We start from the raw sequence: 17,551 nt of genomic DNA on the forward strand, positions 1-17,551 counted from the left end.
CAGTCACCATCGATGTTGACTGTCACACCCGCATCGCGAGCAAGCTCGCTCCCACAATGATCTTCGGTGTTTTCTGCACCGGGGCGTGGCGCTATCGGAGAACTTTTCTGGTGAGATTGGACAGTGTCAGGGGCAGGGTCGGTTGTTAGGCTCAACCCCACTGCTCATCCAATAAGAACCAAAAGCAATGAAGCTGACATTCCTCCTGTTGCTGCTTTGTGGAACGGCACCGATGGCGTGGGGCTGGTCCAACCATACGGTCGGCAGCTACCTGGCGTTGCAGGATCTGCCGGCCTTGCGCGATGCCCCGCAGGTCGAGGTTGAGCCGTTGGAGCAGTTTCTCGCGCAACAATACCCGGCCGTTTCTGCGCTGCTGGACGAACAGGAACGCTTCGCCCGTGAGCACTTCGCCCACTACCCGCCGCGCCCCGACAACCTGAAATTGCCCGCCATGCCTGGGGACAATCTGCGCCATGACTTCCTCACCGCGCTGCGGATCAATCCGCGGATTCATCTGGCGATGGTTATCCAGCCGATGCCCGGCAAGGACCTGCCCGAGCGAGAACACCTGAAGGCCGAGCAGGTCATGGTTGAACAGACCCTGTCGCCGTGGAATCGCCAGCGTTTCATCCGCGTGGCGGACGGTGAAAAAGTATCGCCCCTGGCCGTGTTGGCCAGCGCCGCCGAGGAGCCTGATTACGGCCACGACATCAACCTGTTCAACGACAACCCAGGCGAGGTGGGCGCCTTGTACGGCTTCGGCCCGCAGCCTTTCGGCGATGCGCGGTTTCCGTACAGTTCCCAGGCGCCGTTTCATATGGGGTTCTTCCATGAAAGTGCGGTGGTGTATGCCGCGGCCGGATTTCTTCAGCGCAGCTGGCCGGACTGGCGCGTCTACCAATACATGGGGTTGGCGCGACTGGCGTTTGCCAGCGGCCATCCTTACTGGGGTTATCGTTTTCTCGGCTGGGGCCTGCACCACGTTCAGGACCTGACCCAGCCTTATCACGCCAAAGCACTGCCCGGCGTCGAGCTCGCGAGTCTGCTGTTGCTGGAAAGCAAGGCGCTGGCCGGCTTCGATGCCGACAAGCATGCCGCCATTGAACGGGTCGCCACCCGGCACACGGAAGTGGAAAAGTATCAGTCGACCTGGCTTCGGCGCCTGCTGCGCGCCAGCCAGGCACATCCGATGCTCGACGCTTACACGGACTCTGCACAGGACGCCGGTTACCCACCGTACTCGGTCGACTACCTGCGCGAAGTGGTGAGCGCCGAGTCCGCCGACGAATCCGCAGCGTTTGATGAAGCCATCGGGCAGTGGCTGGAGACCGCCCCGATCACCCGCGATTTCAGCGCCGGTAACCAGGTGCAGCGCGAAGACTTCGACCATCCGGCTCTGAACCAACAGCTGTTCAAACTGCTGGGGCATTTCGGTGCGCACAGCCGGATATATGTCGATGCGGGATTGGCGCCATAGCCATCGCGGCAACGTCGCCTACTCACACAGGCAGCATAAAAACAATAAAACCAGGGAAGAGGAACAGATCATGAGAACCCGATTTCGCCTGTCTGGCGCGGCGCTCCCCGGCGTCGGCCTGGCAGGGCTGCTGCAACTGTGCGCAGTCGACGGCGTGCAGGCCGAGGAATTCAGTGTGCTGGACAATCAGGTCACCGGCTCGTTCGACAGCACGTTGTCCTATGGCCGCTTGTGGCGGGTCCAGGGCCGGGACAAGAACAACGACGACGTCAACACCAACGACGGCAATCGCAACTTCGACACCGGGCTGGTTTCCGAGGTGTACAAGATCACCTCGGAGCTTGAGGCCAACTATCAGAACTACGGGATGTTCATGCGCGGCACCGCGTTCTATGACACCCAACTGATGGACAAGCGCAACGATTACTACCGCAACAACAACCCCTCACAACCGAGTCAGAGTTACCCGCAGGACGACCACTTCACTGGCCAGACCCGCGATATCGCCGGCAGCCGGGTGGAGATGCTCGACGCTTACCTCTATGGAAACTGGGACGTCGCGCAGATGCCGGTCACGGCCCGTATCGGCCGTCAGGTGTTCAACTGGGGCGAGGGGATTTTCTACCGTGGCGGGATTAACACCACCAACCCGGTGGACGCCGCCAAGTACCGTTTGCCCGGCGCTGAAGTCAAGGAAGTGCTGGTGCCGGTGGAAGCGCTGAGCTTCAACATCGGCCTGACCGACACCCTGACCATGGAAAGTTTTTACCAGACCAACTGGAAGGAAACCCGCATCGACCCGGTCGGTACGTTCTACTCGCAGACGGACCTGTTCGCCGATGGCGGCAACACCGGCTACAACAACTTTACCGATACCGCGCTGGACACTCCGGTGCCCGGTTTCGGCAACGTGATCGGTTTGTACAGCGCGCTGGGCAACAACCCGTTGCTCAATCAGACCCTGAGCACCACCGGCCTCTACGCCAACGGGGTCACGCCGACCTTCGGCAATACCGTCAAAGTGGCCTCGGTCGGCAAGGATTACAACGCGCGCAATGACGGCCAGTTCGGGTTCGCGTTTCGCTACATCGCCGAACAACTCAACAGCACCGAGTTCGGCGTGTACATGGTCAATTACCACGCCAAGGAACCGACCATTTCCGCCGATCTGGGTGGGTACAAAGGCATCGACATGAATGCCCTGACCAACCTGTTGACCGGTGTCGCCGGCAGTCAGGCGGGGCAACTGGCCAACGGCCTGGCGACCGTGGATGTGCTGGGCAATATCCAGGCGCATCGCCGTTACGCCGAAGACATCCGCATGTACGGCTTCAGTTTCAACACCACCCTGGGCCAGGCATCGGTGTTCGGTGAAGTGGCCTATCGGCCGAACCTGCCCATCGGCGTTGCGGCCACCAACGACCTGATCGGCGACCTGGCCAACGGCGCTGCCGCCGCAGCAGCCGGTCAGACCATCAACATTGGCGGTCAGCAGGTCACGCTCGCCAGCCAGATCAATAACGCCGAGCGAGTGGAAGCGTTCAACACCTCCCTGGGCACCATTTACAACTTTGGCCCGAGCTTGTCGTTCGACTCGATGTTCGGGGTGTTCGAACTGGCGTCCGAGCACCTGCGCGGCAGCAGCCTGCATTACACCGCCTATGACGGCAGCACGCGTTACTACGCGGGCACCGGCAACTTTTCCTATGTGTCCGGCGGTGATCGTGCCGACCAGGTCAACCGCGACTCCTACAGCTACACCGCGATGATCAACGGCACCTGGAACGACGTGTATGCCGGGGTCAACGTCTCGCCTTACGTCGTCTACAAGGACGACTTCCAGGGCAACAGTTATCAGGCGGGCAACACCATCGAGGGCCGCAAGGCCTACACCCTGGGGATCAAGGCCAACTACCAGAACAAGCTGGAGGCCGAGCTGCAATACACCGAGTTCTACGGCGGCGGGCAGGACAACGGCCTGCGTGACCGCGACAACGTCGGCTTCAACCTCAAGTACTTCTTGTAAGCGCCATACACAAAACCCCTGTGGGAGCGAGCTTGCTCGCGATGAGGGCGGCACAGCCAATACAGATGTCGTCTGGCAGGCCGCTATCGCGAGCAAGCTCGCTCCACAGGGATCTGCTGTGTTTTGCAGACCTGCTGGATTTTTTCGGAGAACGATGATGTTTCACACTTCACGACTGACCCAAACCACACTGGCGCTAATCCTGAGCCTGGCCGCCGGCAGCACGCTGGCCGCCATCTCGCCCCAGCAAGCCGAACAACTGAAAACCACCCTGACCCCGCTGGGCGCCGAGCGTGCCGGCAACGCCGCCGGGACCATTCCGGCGTGGGCCGGCGGTATCACTCAGGCGCCGGCCGGCTACAAACCCGGTCAACACCACCCGGACCCGTACGCGGCGGACAAGCCGCTGTTCACCATCACCAAAGCCAACCTTGATCAGTACAAGGCCCACCTCAGCCCGGGTCAGGTCGCCCTGTTCAACAGCTACCCCGACACCTTCCAGATGCCGGTTTATCCCTCTCGCCGGTCGGGTTCGGCGCCGCAGTGGCTATACGACAATACCTTCAAGAATGCGACCTCGGCCAAGCTGCTCGAAGGCGGCAGCGGGTTTGCCGATGCCTATGGCGGTGTGCCGTTCCCGGTGCCCAAGGACGGGATCGAAGTGCTGTGGAACCACATCACCCGTTATCGCGGTATCTATGTGGTGCGGCGTGCTTCCGAAGCGCCGGTGCAGCGCAACGGCAGCTTCGCGCTGGTGACCTCGCAGCAGGAAGGGCTCTTCAACTATTACCGGCCGGGCGGACAGTTTGCCGACTTGAAAAACATCCTGTTTTACTACCTGGCGTTCGTGAAGAGCCCGGCCCGGCTGGCCGGTGGTGCGGCGTTGATCCACGAGACCCTGGACCAACTCAAGGACCCGCGTCAGGCCTGGGTCTACGACGCGGGCCAACGTCGTGTGCGCCGTGCGCCTAATCTGGCGTATGACACGCCGATCGCCTCATCCGACGGCCTGCGCACGGCGGACGATACTGACCTGTTCAACGGCTCGCCGGACCGCTACGACTGGAAGCTCAAGGGCAAGCAAGAGGTCTACATTCCGTACAACAACTACAAAGTCGGCAGCCCTGATGTGAAGTACGCGCAGTTGCTCACACCGGGCCACCTCAACCCGCAATTCACCCGTTATGAGCTGCATCGGGTCTGGGTGGTCGAAGGCACGCTCAAGCCGGGCTCGCGGCATATCTATTCCAAGCGTGTGCTGTTTCTCGACGAGGACAGTTGGGGCGCCGCTCTGGTGGATCAATATGACGGGCGAGGGGAGTTGTGGCGGGTGTCGATGGCCTACCTGAAAAATTTCTACGACCTGCCCACCACCTGGAGTGCGCTGGACGTTTTCCATGACTTGCAGGCGCGCCGTTACTACGTGCAGAACCTGGACAACGAAGAACCGGCCACCGTGGACTTCGCCCAACCAGTGCCGGAAGACGCGTATTTCATGCCGTCGGCATTGCGTCAGCGCGGGACTCGGTGAGTGGCGACATTTGATCATGCCCACGCTCTGCGTGGGCATGCAGCCCGTGACGCTCTGCGTCACATTTAGAAGCAGACGCGGAGCGTCCGTTGCGGCATTCCCACGCGGAGCATGGGAATGATCAAGACGGCGACTTAAACGCGGAAGTGGCTGACCATCTGCTGCAATTGACCACCCAACCGCGCCAGTTCAACGCTCGACGCAGCGGTTTCATCGCTGGCGGCGGCGGTCTGTTCGGACACGTCGCGCACGTTGATGATGCTGCGGCTGATCTCTTCGGCCACGGCGCTTTGCTGTTCGGCAGCGGCGGCGATTTGTTGGTTCATCGACTGGATGTTGGACACCGTGCGGGTGATGTTTTCCAGCGATACACCGGCCTTGCGGGTCAGCGCGACGCTGCTGTCGGTGAGGGCGCGGCTGTTGTTCATGACCGCCGACACTTGTTGCGTGCCATTTTGCAGGGCGGCCACCAGGCCTTCGATTTCTTCGGTGGACTTCTGCGTGCGCTGGGCCAGGCCCCGCACTTCATCGGCCACTACCGCAAAACCACGACCGGCTTCACCGGCGCGCGCGGCTTCAATCGCGGCGTTGAGCGCCAGCAGGTTGGTCTGTTCGGCGACGGCCTTGATCACGTCCATCACGCTGCCAATCTTGTCGCTTTCCTGTTGCAACACACTCATGGCTTCGGTGGAACGCACCACTTCGCTGGCCAGACGCTCGATCTGGGCGATGGCTTCGTTGACCACTTTGTCGCCTTCGCGGGCTTCACCGTCTGCCGCGGCGGCGGCTTGCGACGCTTCTTCGGCATTGCGCGCGACTTCCTGCACCGTGGCGGTCATCTCGTGCATGGCGGTGGCGACCTGATCGGTCTCGATCTTCTGGCTGTTCACCCCGGCGCTGGTTTGTTCGGTCACGGCCGACAGTTCTTCGGCAGCGCTGGCAATTTGTGTGACGCCGTCGCGAATGCCGCTGATCAGGTCGCGCAGGGTCACGCCCATGCGCGCGATGCCTTGCTGCAACACGCCAAGTTCATCACGGCGCGTGACTTTGACGTCCTGAGACAGGTCGCCGCTGGCGATGCGTTCAACCACGGCCAGGGTGTCGCGGATCGGGCCGGTGATTTGACGGGTGATGATCACGGCGGCAATCACGCCGACCAGCAACGCGAGCAAGGTGCTGATCAATTGCAGGGTACGTGCCTGGGTGCTTTCGGCGTCGCGGCGGTCGAGCTGGATCTGATACAGCTGATCGCTCAGGGTCACGATGGCGGCCCCCTGGTCGGTCATTTCCTTGCGCGCCTGCACCGCATCGGCGTTGGCCGCTTTATACGACTGCAAGGCGCTGCGGTAGGCAACCAGCGCGGTTTCCAGCTGACGCAAGGCGTCTTGCTGAGTCTCGGCAAACTGCGCATTCAGTGGTTTGAGGCTGGCGATCGCGGCGTCCAGTTGGCCGACGGCTTTTTGCTCGGTCTCGGCATTGGTGGTGGCGGTGTAACCGCGCACTTCGTAGCGGGCCAGGATGAACGCTTCCTTGGCGGCGGTGATGGCCTGGAATTGCTCGAAGCGTTGATCGCTCAGCGGCATTTGCTGCACGCGACTGCTGATGGCTTCGATCAGTGTGCTGGCGGTTTCAGCATTGGCGCCCATGGTGTCGCGGGCACTGTTGCCGGTGCGGTAGGCGCTGCGCATTTTGTTCAGCGAGGTCTGGTACGCCGCAATGACGGTGCCTTGCTCTTTGAGCAACTTGAGGTTTTCCGGGCTCTTGAATTTCGACAGCAACGCTTGTTGCTGAGCCGAGAAGGCGTCGAGGGTGGTCTGGACGTTCTGCGCGGCGGTTTCGTCGCCGTTGGTCAGCATGTATTGCAGGCGAACGACGCGCAGCTTGGTCAGGCCGGCATTGAGCTGGGTGATGTCGCTCATCCAGTTACTGCGGTCAATCAGGCTGCCCAGGCTTGTCCAGCCGGTCAGGGCCAGGACGCAGGTCAATGCCAGGACCAGGCCGAATCCCAGGCCCAGTTTCATGTTCACGCTGATATTGCCGAACCAGCTATTCATCAATTCCTCCAGGAACGTTGTGCTTCTTGATCGTCGGTTGGCTGGAAGATTGTTGTTTTTGGGAGCCAGCAAGGTAGGTAGCAGGTCTGTATCGGCCGCATCCGCGAGAGCTGAAAGGATTTTTCAGGGCGCAACCTGTAACAAGACTTTGCGCAGCTTTTAAGCTTTTTTTCACATACGTTTCACCCGCTGCCGACGCTTGCCTCTCTAGTCTCAGCGGATTTAATGAGCGCGGTACGTGCCGGCGAGGCGGCTTGGTGTGGAATTGAGACTGAATCTACTCGGGATAAAACGCTCGATCGATTTGAGCCGCTATGCCCGCTATCGCAATGCGGCGGTGGTGCTGGCGTCGGCGCTGTTGGTGATTCCGTTGACGATCTGGCTGTTGCAGCCTGCCGCCGTGCCGGACCTGGCCCATGACAATGTTGCGGGTGCCAAGGCACTGATGGACGGTTGGGCCAAGGGTGACATGATCGTGCTGGTGCGCCATGTCGAACGCTGTGATCACTCCCCGGCCCCTTGCCTGGCAGGCGATGATGGCATCACCGAGCGTTCCCGTAGCGTTGCGGTCAGTGTCGGCGAGCAGTTCCAGCGCCTCGGAATGAGCAAGGCGGACGTTTACAACAGTCCGATCCTGCGCACTGCGCAGACCGCCAATTTCATGTTCAGCAAGGCAGGCGTCGGTGAAGACTGGCTAATCAGTTGCAAGGGCACTATGTTGCGTGATGCCCTGGCGCACAAAGTGGCGGGCCGCAATTTTGTGCTGGTGACCCACAGTGAATGCATGGCGCAACTTGAAAAAGACCTCAAGTTGCCGACGTCGACCCTGGGTTACGGCGCCTCATTGTTTATCTCCGCTTCAACACCGCAAACGACACACATGTTGGGTTTCATTGAAGCCTCCGATTGGCACACGGTAACCACCGAATGACTTTTTCTCTGGATCAGGACACACAATGCTGAATTTTTCCCGCCACCGCTTTTACTGGGTGAACTTTGGTATTGCGCTCGCCTGCGCGGCCGTGGTTTTCCTGATGTTCGACATGACAAAAATCGACATCTGGTTCAGCAACCTTCTTTTTGACCCGGCCACCCAGACCTTCCCGCTCGACAAGGTTCACTTCTTCGAGAAGCTCACGCACAAGTGGGCGCGGATCATTCCGAACTGGACCGGTGAAATCGCCTTGATCGGCATGTTGCTTTCGTTTGTCTGGCCACTGGTCAACCCGCAAAAACGTCCGCGTATCGGTCAATTCCTGGAGCGGATCAAAGCCGCCCCGGTGCTGCGGTTTACCGCCGACCATCGCCGTGACTTTATCTTTGTGGTGGTGGCATTTGCCGTGTGCACCGGCGTGATCCATTTCCTCAAGGCACACACCAGCGTGTACTGCCCGATTGAAACGACCCTCTACGGCGGCAAGATTGCCCACATGGAGTGGTACAACAACTTCCAGCTGTTCCGGGAAGCCGGTGACGGTCGCTGCTGGCCGGGTGGGCATGCGTCGGGCGGTTTCACCATGCTTGCGCTGTATTTCGTTGCGCGCCGCTACCAATGGCGTTTTTCCAAAGCGGTGTTGTGGTTTTCGTTGGTGCTGGGTTTCGTTTACGGCACTACGCGGGTTCTGCAAGGCTGGCACTACATGTCCCACACCTTCTGGGCCGGGATCTTTGTCTGGCTGGCGTGCTTGCTGACAGCCCTGGCGTTTTACGGTCGGGCCAGGCTGGATGTGCCGGTGCTGCAAAAGGCCGAGCGCTCCAATGTTTATGTGGCTACAGGCTCACAAAGTAGTAAGCCTGTCGCCCCACCGTCATTGTCTTGAGCACTTTCAACGGCGCGGCCGGTTCGGTATCACCGGACATGACCGCGACGTTGGACGCTGATGCCGCCAGAAACTCATGCAGTTGCGCGTCAGTGTCCAGGCCTTTGAGCAGGCGCTGGCTGTAGAACACACTGGCGCCGCCCACCCGCTCATTGGCCTGGAACAAGGCGACGAGTTGTCCATTGGCCTGCATCGTCTGAATCTGTGCGATCAGCGGCACAAAGGACAACGTGCGATCCGCCAGCGGCATCGCCCATTGTGCGGCGCCAAGGTAGCCGCCAATCACCACGGCGAACACGCCGATCACCCCACCCCGTCGATACCGTGCGATGCAGCCCAACAGGGAGGCGGCGGTTTCACGCGTCTTCAGTTTTGCGTAGAGCACGCTCGCGTATTCCGCCGCAATCACCGCTGCCGCCGGTGTCATCGACATCAGGTACACGGTGCGTTTGCTTGAGGCCAGCGTCAGCATGGCGAACTGTGCCAGCAGCCACAGCGTGAAAAACAACAAGTAACGATTGGCCATCAGGCTTTTACGGAAATGCCACAGCCCCAGGTACACCAGAATGTTCCATGGCAAAAACGCTTGCGGCAGCTTGGCCAGGTAGTAGTAGAACGGTTCGTAATGGCCGGCCTCGACGAACGAGCCGCTGAAGCGTCCGACACTGTTGGTCAACAGCACATCCGTCACGGCCTGCGCACCACTTTGCCGGTAAAGCAGGGCGAGCCAGATCAGCAACGGCGCCAGTCCCAACAGCGTCAACAGTGCGGGGCGCAGCCAAGCCGACAGGTTCAGGCGCTTGTCGATCAACGTGTCGGCCAACAGGTACGCGAAGATCACCACACCCGGCATCGCCAGGCCCAACACGCCTTTGCTCAAGGTCGCGATGGCAATCCCTGCGCAAAACAGCATCGCGTTGCCGAGCGTCGACTGTCGATGCCCTTGAAAGAACGCGAGCAATGCCATGGTCACACCCAATGCCAGCAAGGCGTCTTCGCCGACGCCACGCACGTTGCTCCAGTAACTGGCCATGGTGGCGAGCAGGATACCCGCCGTCCACGCGATTTCTTTCGGGCGGCCAAACCGGCGCAGCATCGCGTAAAGCATCATCACGCAGAACAACCCGGCAAAAGCCGACGCCAGTCGTACGGCCCACGGTGTGCCGCCGAACACGCGAATTGCTGCGGCATCGAGCCACAAACTTAATGGCGGTTTTTCAAGAAACGGCTCGCCAAACAAGCGGGGTGTCACCCAGTCGTTATCCAGGTGCATTTCCATCGCGATCCCGGCGACCCGAGCCTCGGTGGAACCTTGCAGTTGGTAATTGCCCAGCGCGAAGAAGAACAACAAAGCGGCAAGCAGAAACAGTGAAGCGGCGGGGCGGGACATGGACGTCGATGACCGGACAGAGAGCTGAGAGGCCGATCATAGGAAATGAGAGCTGAACGAAATGTGAACGGCGCGTAGTAATCGAGTAATAGAAAACCCAACCCATTGGCAGTGCCGATCAGTTAAGCCTGATCGCAATCCTACAAAAATGACGTTGCGGCAGAAATTGCTTAACTGATCGGCATTAGCCTAATGGCGACCCTTTCTTTCAGGCAAAAAAAAGCCCGCGGGAGGGCGGGCAAACCGTAGTTTCTTGAATGAGCGAGGGCAATGTACCGATTGTTGAGGCGCGATGGGGTGAAGAAAAGTTCATGTAGATGAACGCCCGCGCGCCAGTGTGTCTACGGCAAGTGATCCGCCGCAAAGTCCGCCTCTGAACGCGCGCGCAACTGGCCTTTGCGGCAGGCTTGCTGGAATCGTTCATAGTCGCGGTCATTCTGGTCGGTGTATTTTTTTGCATACTTGACCAGGGCTTCCGCCAGCGCATCGCTCTTGCCGATGTAGCCGCTGATCTGCGAGGCGTGCCCGGATGATTTGGCATGCGCGCGGGCGAGGGCGCGACCACACAAACGTCCGTAGGCCGCAAAGGCTTCGGCATCGAAGTTTTCCAGTTCGGCTGAAATCTTCATGTCGCGCAACTGGCGCACATAAAAGTGTCGACCGCTGGGGCCGGTGGCCCAGCCGAGGAACAGGTCACTGGCCGACTGCATCAAGCGCTGACCATTGACCACGCGCTGCCCCTCATGGCGGACACGTGATTTGACCTTCACGTAATCAGCGAGCACCGAACGCCGCGCTTCCTTGAATTGCAGGAACAACGGGAACTCCTGTTCATCCGTCAGCAACGCCACCAGGCAACGGGTGCCGACACTGCCCACGCCCACCACTTTGAAGGCCATGTCGTGAACGTGAAACCGTGACAGCAACTCACGCCGGTCAGCTTGAAGTGTGGCTCGGTAATCGCTCATGAACGTTTTGTACAACGGGCGCCAGTCCGAGAGGCGCAGCCAGTCATCGTCGGCATCCAGCAGCGTGGTGTCTTTATGCAGGTGGAAAATTTCCGGCAGGTCATCGCGAATCACCAAATGACCTTTCGCGTCACGCTCGCTGATCTTTGGCAGCAGCTCGGCATGCGTCCGCCGCTCGGCTTTTGCGATGGCGCGCTCCACATGCTCCAGCGTGCTTTTGCTCGCCTGCTTGAGCAAATCATCGTAATTGATGGACTCGTACCAGTTTTCCAGAGAGCTTTGTTGGGCACACTCGAGCATGGTGTCCTGATAGGCGCGCACAACCTGGAGACAGACGTTTTCTTCCACCGTCTCACCATGGCGCAAATCACGGGCCGCCACCATGAAACTCGCCACCAGGCGCTTCACGTCCCACTCCCAAGGGCCGGGGTGGACCTCGTCGAAATCATTGACGCTGAACAACAAATTGCGCTCAGGTGTGGCGAAACCGCCGAAGTTCATCAGGTGGCAATCGCCGCAGATCGTCGACACCAGCCCCATGTTGGACGTGGTCGCCAGGTCGTGAGCTTGCAGCAAAGCGTTGCCACGATAGAAGGTGAACGGCGACACGAGCATGCGCCCATACCGCAACTCGACCAGCGACTTCACCCGGCCTTCGCTGGACCGCTTGATCAGCGGGATGGGGTCACGGGTCACTTTTCCCATGGACGCTTGAGCACTGCGCGAGCAGTTTTTGCGAGCATCCTTGCCTTGCTTCAAACGGTTTTCGAGGGTGGTCATGGGGGCTCTTTTTGGGTCGGTGTCATGAGGTGGGATCGAGCTGAGTGTAGAAGGGGTTCGCAGGCTCATCCAAAGTGATTGAGCAGCGACTAATCTGTCCTTCATGCCTTTGTTCCCACTCGCAACCCGGCAACAAGGAGGCTTGTGCTCTCACTGCTTATATCGCTGCTGCTGGCCTTCCTGATCGGCTGGGTGTCCCAGCGCATGGGCATGTGCCTGGTCAATGCCACGGGGTTGTTGCTCAGGCGTCGACCGACGTTGTTTGTGTCTTTGATCACATGCGGTTTGTTCGGCCTGTTACTGGCGCCGCTCTATGCAGTGTTTGGTGTCAGTCAGCCGCTATTCATTCCTGAAGTCGGCTATCTGTCACTGGTAGGCGGCGGGCTGTTGTTTGGTCTCGCCTCGGTCCTCAATGACGGTTGCAGCGTCGGTACGCTCACCAAACTCGCAAGCGGCAACCTGAACAAAGCCTTCACCATTTTTGGCTGGGTGCTGGGGATCGTCCTGTGGTATCACCTGAACATGCTCGTCGAACACAAAGCCCTGCAAATGCCGACCATCACCAGCCGCCACTACTGGTTGATCCTGGGTATCGTCCTGCTGGTGCTGCTATTGCTGATCCGCGTTCACGGTGACAAACACCTGGTCCTGTCCAGCATGCTGCTGGGCGCCCTGACCAGCGCCCTCTACACCTTCGAACCGCTGTGGACCCCGAGCGTATTCATCTACAACGTTTCGCAAATGTTCTGGGAATCGGGGGATAGCTCCCTGACCGGACGGAGTTGAAATCAAAAAAGCACCTGCGATGTTCTCGTCAGGTGCTTTTTTGATTGATGGGCTATGGCCACTTCGTTACATCGTCGAAACCTGCGCCCGCAATCGCCGGCCTACGACATCGAGCAAATCACAGCCATCGCGTAGCGACGTCACCAGTACCCGCGCCAGCTCACTGTGAATACCCTCGCCAAACGCGATGCTCTCCAGTCATTGAGTCGCGGTGTGAATGCGGTAAGCCGCGGTTTCGTGCAGTACGTCCAGCGGTGCTTCGGTGTCGATCAGCAACGACGCGATGGTGCAGTCGATGCCGGTGATAGGCATGTATCTATCCATGAAAAACCCTCCATTTTGTAAAAGAACGCAACTAAGCAGCAGTGTTTGTAGACGTAACCTCAGGCAGTCCCTCAGGCGGATCCAGGTTGTCCAGCGCGCGGTTGACCAACAGCTCCGCCAGTACGCTTAACTGCTGAATGGCCAGTGCCACGTTGCGACGCGAACCTTCGAGTTCACAGGCGAGGTCGGTGGCCATGACGTTGAGCGAGGCGAGGGTTTCGCAGGCGTGAGCGAGCAGGGTGGGAGTGTCGATGTCGGGGAGGAGGGTGAAGATGTGGCTGATGGGGTCGGGGCGTTGTGGGTTGCGCAGGCGAGAACTGACGGTGCGTTCGGTGGCGTCTGAGAGCGCCGACAAGTCGGCAGTTTCTGTTGCCGGGTCCGGCGGATTGGGGCTGTGTTTTTTCATGGTCTATCTCTGGTTTACTCAAGGAGCCGCCACGCCCCTGCTGTCAAACAGGGATGGGTGGCAGCCGTACGCGGGTTGACAGACCGGCAAACCAAAAACCGGTGCATCCGAAGATGCCCCACGCACAACCGCCATGAAAAAAATGCACACGCGTAAGCATGCCGTTTTATCAGGAAGAGTGAAAGTTACTGGTTTTCAGCCTGTCAAAGCCGATCGCTGTTTTGTAGCGACATCTGAAGGCTATCGACGCAGAACCGCTTCCGTCAGTTCATGGAGGTCGATACGAGTTGCGGGAAGTTTCCTAGGACTTGGACTACATATTTTTTCAGGGGAGCGAATGTTTCTTGGAATACGGTTTGGAAGTGTCAGAGGAATCAAACTACATTCACCAACCTATATTCCTACAGGGTGTGTCGGTTGACTGCTAGGAAGCGGATACCTCAATGTTTGTTCATTGCCTCGGCAGATCGACAACTCTCAATGATCATCAAATGGGCATTGACGATTGTGGTTTAACTGCTTAAAGTCTGCGTCAACAACTAACCCATATCTCCGGCGTGGCGTGACCATCTGGAGAATGGGGGAAAAAGCCGACGAAAGTCGGTTTTTTCGTATCTGGAGCATGGAAATGCAACAAAATCTGCAGATCGGACCTCTGCGAACGCGTATCTATATTGACGGCTATAACTTGTATTACGGTTGTCTGCGAAATACTCCTTATAAGTGGCTCGACATTGTGGCTCTTTTTGAGCGCTGCATACTTCCATCGATTCTTTTGAGGTGCGAACTGGGGGATACACTTATATCGAGTCTTTCATCTGCTCCATCAATAAAATATTTCACAGCAAAAATCGTGGAGCGCGTGGCACGTGGTAGCGACTCTGTTTCATCTCAGGCGCGCTATCACACTGCATTAAGGAAGCTGTATACCGATGATGTTCAAATTATCGAGGGCTACTTTTCTGTGAGTAAAACCATCGTAAAAACGGTGGACGATAATTATCCGAATCGAGCTCCGCGCGAATGTCATGAAATGCTTGTCTGGAAAATAGAGGAGAAGCAAAGCGACGTAAATATTTCGCTGGAGGCCTATCACGACTCCCTTTCAGGCTCTATCGATCAAGTGGTTTTCGTGACTAATGACACGGACATAGCTCCAGCTTTAAAAATGATTCGCGAACATTCTCGTGTGAAAGTTGGACTGGTTATTCCAACAACGGATCATGAGCGTGTACCGAACACCGAGCTTGCCAATTTGGCTCACTGGGTCCGGACACACATCACCAAGGACGAGCTTGCATCTAGCCAATTACCCCGCGTGATCCTTGGGCGAAACCGACGGTAAAGCCAGAGTCCTGGTATGCCCGACCAGATTTGCTGCACAAAATCCTGGCGTTGGCGATTCCAGTAAAAGGAGATAAGGGGCGAGCGTTCAAGTGGATGGGACAACCTAATCCTTATCTTGATAACAGGTGTCCAATTGACCTTGTTGAAACGGAAGAGGGTGCCCAACAAGTGATTGATTACATAACCCTCTGGCTAGGCACTCGGGCTTCGGAAATAGAGCTTCAACCGGACTGAGGGGATTACTCAACTATCCATGTGAAAAGATGCGTGCAAACATTTTGAATGCTATGCGTGCGTGGATTCTCAAAACTCAGTCCCCTCACCCCCCTTCAAAACCCACCCAGCCTCCCCAGCCACCAACCGATACTCAACCTGCCGCATCTTCCCCGTCCTCCCCGCCCCAGCCTCCGCACTGTCATAAACCGGAAACCGCCGCACCAGCGCATTCTCCACCACTGCAAACTCATCTTCCCCCTGATACCCCTCGGCCACTTTTGCGTTCTCACTAACCGGCGGAAGGTAAATCTCGCTCAGCGACTTCTTATGGTTAGCCGCATACGCCACCAACTCCCCCGGCATCCCGCGCCCCGGTGCTCTGGCGAACACGTAAATCTCCGGCGAACCATCGCGATCCAGGTCGGCGACTTCTGCGCGGGCAATGTTGCCTGTCAGTGGTCGAGTGATCGCCGAGTTGTCGATTTCCAGCCCTTGCGGCGAGATACGCACCACGGGATTCCCGTCGACCCATTCGCCCTTCACCTGAAAGCGTATGCCTTGCAGCTCGAGTGTCTGATCAAACGGCTGGGCGCTGTCCGTCACCGGGCTGAGGTTCAATGAGAGGTTGTAATTAGCCACTTCGTTGCGCCGCGCCGCATTGCGCATCAGGTACACCTGGACCGTGTACACCCCATCAACAGGCAACGGGCCCATGAAGTGGTTACCCATGATCGAACCGTTGAACAGCGCGGTGTCCTGGCCTTTGGTGGCGATGTTGAAGTACGCCGATGCGTTGGAGGGTTTGAGGTCGACGGTCAGTATCTGGCCTGCTTTTGCGCTGACGCGGTATTGCGCGGTGAGTGGGCCTTTGATGGATTGGTCGAACCTGGCGCTGTCGCTGCCTTTATCAAAAGGAACCTGCTCGACACGTGGTTCGACCTCGGAGGCAGCCTGCGCAAAAGTAGCGATGATTGAAAACAGACCGACGGTAATCCAGCGATTCATGATTAGTTTCCGCGAAGTGCTGAAGCGAAAGGATAGATCAGTGAATCAATTCGGCCGAAAACCGATTGGATCTGCCCAGAAAGCCCGGTCTGGATATCGCCGCGATCCGCCTCGATTCTGCGGTCATCGTCCAGTGGCTTGTGTCGATAAGTATTGAAGTACTGACGCAAGTTCAGCGTCGACGGGAGAAGGGTTTGTAACCGGACGTAGAAGCCCGGTTTAGACGAGTCTGTCGGGCAATCGTGGCAATAACATGACACTTTGAATCTAATAAATGCCGTCAAATAAATGACTGTTTTCCAGTTCGGCGTTAGTTTAGACAAACTATTGACAGTCCCCCTCTGAACTCCCATTATCGGCCGCGTTTTGGTGGCCTTGCGCCATAAAAGCGGCGGAATTCAACCACTCGTATCCGCTCAACTGTTCAGGGAGAAAGTCATGTTTGTCGAGCGAATACTGGTTACCGGCGGGGCGGGTTTTATTGGGTCGCACCTTGTTGAAGCGTTGCTTGGCAAGGGCTACAAGGTTCGCGTGCTGGATAATTTGTCGACCGGCAAAGTGGCTAATCTGCCGATGGACAATGCCAATCTGAACCTGGTCATCGGTGATGCGGCGGATGGTGTTGTCGTTGAGCAGGCCATGCGCGATTGCAGCGCTGTCGTTCACCTGGCGGCGGTCGCCTCGGTGCAAGCCTCGGTGGATGATCCGGTCAGCACTCATCAAAGCAACTTTGTCAGCACCCTGAACGTCTGCGAGAGCATGTCGAAGGCCGGGATCAAGCGCGTGGTGTATGCGTCCAGCGCGGCCATTTACGGCAATAACGGTGAAGGCACGGCGATTCACGAAGACACGCCGAAATCCCCGCTCACGCCGTACGCGGCCGACAAACTGGCCGGTGAGTACTACCTGGATTTCTATCGCCGCGAACACGGCCTGGAACCGATGATCTTCCGCTTCTTCAATATCTTCGGGCCGCGCCAGGATCCGTCTTCGCCGTACTCCGGCGTGATCAGCATTTTCACCAAGCTGGCCATGGCCGAGCAGTCGGTGGCGATCTTTGGCGACGGTGGGCAGACCCGCGATTTCGTTTACGTCCAAGACCTGGTGAGCATTCTCGTCCAGGCCCTGGAAGTGAACGAACCGAGCCCCGGTGCGGTCAACGTTGGGCTCAGCCGTTCCACCAGCCTCAACGACCTGATCGCCGAATTGGGGACTGTCGTCGGCACCCCGTTGAAGGTGATTCATCACGCACCACGACAAGGCGACATTCGCCACTCGCGTGCCAACAACGCTCGCCTGCTCGAGCGTTTCAAACTCCCTGAGCCGACCACCATCGGCAAGGGTTTGGCGCAGCTAATCCGCAGTCTGTAACGCGGCCGGTCCCCCGGCACGACGTTCAATCAGCATCGACTCAGTCACAC

The 17,551-nt window shown here is 58.3% G+C and carries 14 protein-coding genes and 2 pseudogenes; 9 read left to right on the forward strand and 7 right to left on the reverse strand.

All coding sequences use genetic code 11. The features are described from left to right. The first annotated feature begins 187 nt into the window (after positions 1-187). The 3 genes from SB725_RS22955 to SB725_RS22965 all read left to right on the forward strand — a co-directional run bounded on the left by SB725_RS22955 (position 188) and on the right by SB725_RS22965 (position 5,034). Complete coding sequence (locus SB725_RS22955; protein ID WP_410922613.1) at positions 188-1,477, forward strand: phospholipase; 1,290 nt, start codon at positions 188-190, stop codon at positions 1,475-1,477. A 70-nt stretch (positions 1,478-1,547) separates the two neighbouring features. Further along, on the forward strand, positions 1,548-3,503 hold the full coding sequence (locus tag SB725_RS22960) for a DUF1302 domain-containing protein (RefSeq protein WP_410922614.1): 1,956 nt from the start codon (positions 1,548-1,550) through the stop codon (positions 3,501-3,503). Positions 3,504-3,660: 157 nt separating this feature from the next. Further along, positions 3,661-5,034 carry a DUF1329 domain-containing protein gene (locus SB725_RS22965; RefSeq protein WP_027924412.1) on the forward strand — a complete coding sequence of 458 codons (1,374 nt, stop codon included), beginning with the start codon at positions 3,661-3,663 and terminating at the stop codon, positions 5,032-5,034. Positions 5,035-5,168: 134 nt separating this feature from the next. On the opposite strand, the gene SB725_RS22970 is transcribed toward SB725_RS22965, so the two are convergent. Both SB725_RS22970 and SB725_RS22975 read right to left on the reverse strand, forming a co-directional pair. After that, positions 5,169-6,032, reverse strand: coding sequence for a methyl-accepting chemotaxis protein (locus SB725_RS22970; RefSeq protein ID WP_371258951.1), 864 nt, complete (start codon positions 6,030-6,032; stop codon positions 5,169-5,171). Further along, positions 6,027-7,088: pseudogene (locus tag SB725_RS22975) on the reverse strand (methyl-accepting chemotaxis protein); the annotation flags it as partial. The gene SB725_RS22970 and the pseudogene SB725_RS22975, both read right to left, overlap by 6 nt. Positions 7,089-7,347: 259 nt before the next feature. Here SB725_RS22975 and SB725_RS22980 point away from each other — a divergent pair. Both SB725_RS22980 and SB725_RS22985 read left to right on the forward strand, forming a co-directional pair. Next, a complete protein-coding gene (locus tag SB725_RS22980) occupies positions 7,348-8,019 on the forward strand; it encodes a histidine phosphatase family protein (RefSeq protein ID WP_410922615.1) in 672 nt (223 codons plus the stop codon). A gap of 25 nt (positions 8,020-8,044) precedes the next feature. Continuing rightward, a complete protein-coding gene (locus tag SB725_RS22985; protein WP_059181658.1) occupies positions 8,045-8,908 on the forward strand; it encodes a phosphatase PAP2 family protein in 864 nt (287 codons plus the stop codon). Here SB725_RS22985 and SB725_RS22990 read toward each other — a convergent pair. Together SB725_RS22990 and SB725_RS22995 are read right to left on the reverse strand one after the other, a co-directional pair. Beyond that, a complete protein-coding gene (locus SB725_RS22990) occupies positions 8,859-10,298 on the reverse strand; it encodes an ArnT family glycosyltransferase (protein WP_059181657.1) in 1,440 nt (479 codons plus the stop codon). The genes SB725_RS22985 and SB725_RS22990 overlap by 50 nt on opposite strands. A gap of 341 nt (positions 10,299-10,639) precedes the next feature. Continuing rightward, complete coding sequence (locus tag SB725_RS22995; protein WP_027924417.1) at positions 10,640-12,046, reverse strand: DUF2252 domain-containing protein; 1,407 nt, start codon at positions 12,044-12,046, stop codon at positions 10,640-10,642. 144 nt (positions 12,047-12,190) lie between these two features. On the opposite strand from SB725_RS22995, the gene SB725_RS23000 reads away from it, so the two are divergent. After that, positions 12,191-12,832 (forward strand): YeeE/YedE thiosulfate transporter family protein, encoded by a 642-nt coding sequence (locus tag SB725_RS23000; RefSeq protein ID WP_410922616.1) that lies wholly within the window; start codon positions 12,191-12,193, stop codon positions 12,830-12,832. 66 nt (positions 12,833-12,898) lie between these two features. On the opposite strand, the pseudogene SB725_RS23005 reads toward SB725_RS23000, so the two are convergent. Together SB725_RS23005 and SB725_RS23010 are read right to left on the reverse strand one after the other, a co-directional pair. Continuing rightward, positions 12,899-13,156, reverse strand: a pseudogene (locus tag SB725_RS23005) (hypothetical protein). Positions 13,157-13,187: 31 nt separating this feature from the next. Further along, entirely contained in the window at positions 13,188-13,562 is a 375-nt protein-coding gene (locus SB725_RS23010) for a DUF6124 family protein (RefSeq protein ID WP_410922617.1), read from the reverse strand. Between the two features lie 628 nt (positions 13,563-14,190). Between SB725_RS23010 and SB725_RS23015 the strand changes: the two genes are divergently transcribed. Further along, positions 14,191-14,907: an NYN domain-containing protein gene (locus SB725_RS23015; RefSeq protein ID WP_410922618.1), complete on the forward strand. Its 717-nt coding sequence runs from the start codon at positions 14,191-14,193 to the stop codon at positions 14,905-14,907. Positions 14,908-15,002: 95 nt separating this feature from the next. Continuing rightward, positions 15,003-15,143 carry an antitoxin Xre/MbcA/ParS toxin-binding domain-containing protein gene (locus tag SB725_RS23020; RefSeq protein ID WP_410922658.1) on the forward strand — a complete coding sequence of 47 codons (141 nt, stop codon included), beginning with the start codon at positions 15,003-15,005 and terminating at the stop codon, positions 15,141-15,143. A 69-nt stretch (positions 15,144-15,212) separates the two neighbouring features. On the opposite strand, the gene SB725_RS23025 is transcribed toward SB725_RS23020, so the two are convergent. Next, the gene (locus SB725_RS23025) at positions 15,213-16,130 is read right to left on the reverse strand and encodes a hypothetical protein (RefSeq protein ID WP_027924420.1); all 918 of its coding nucleotides are present in this window, start codon (positions 16,128-16,130) and stop codon (positions 15,213-15,215) included. A 438-nt stretch (positions 16,131-16,568) separates the two neighbouring features. Between SB725_RS23025 and SB725_RS23030 the strand changes: the two genes are divergently transcribed. After that, the gene (locus SB725_RS23030; protein ID WP_027924421.1) at positions 16,569-17,501 is read left to right on the forward strand and encodes an NAD-dependent epimerase/dehydratase family protein; all 933 of its coding nucleotides are present in this window, start codon (positions 16,569-16,571) and stop codon (positions 17,499-17,501) included. Positions 17,502-17,551 lie beyond the last annotated feature (50 nt).

It is taken from the genome of Pseudomonas sp. SIMBA_041 (genome assembly GCF_046535095.1).
Lineage (GTDB): Bacteria > Pseudomonadota > Gammaproteobacteria > Pseudomonadales > Pseudomonadaceae > Aquipseudomonas > Aquipseudomonas mucoides.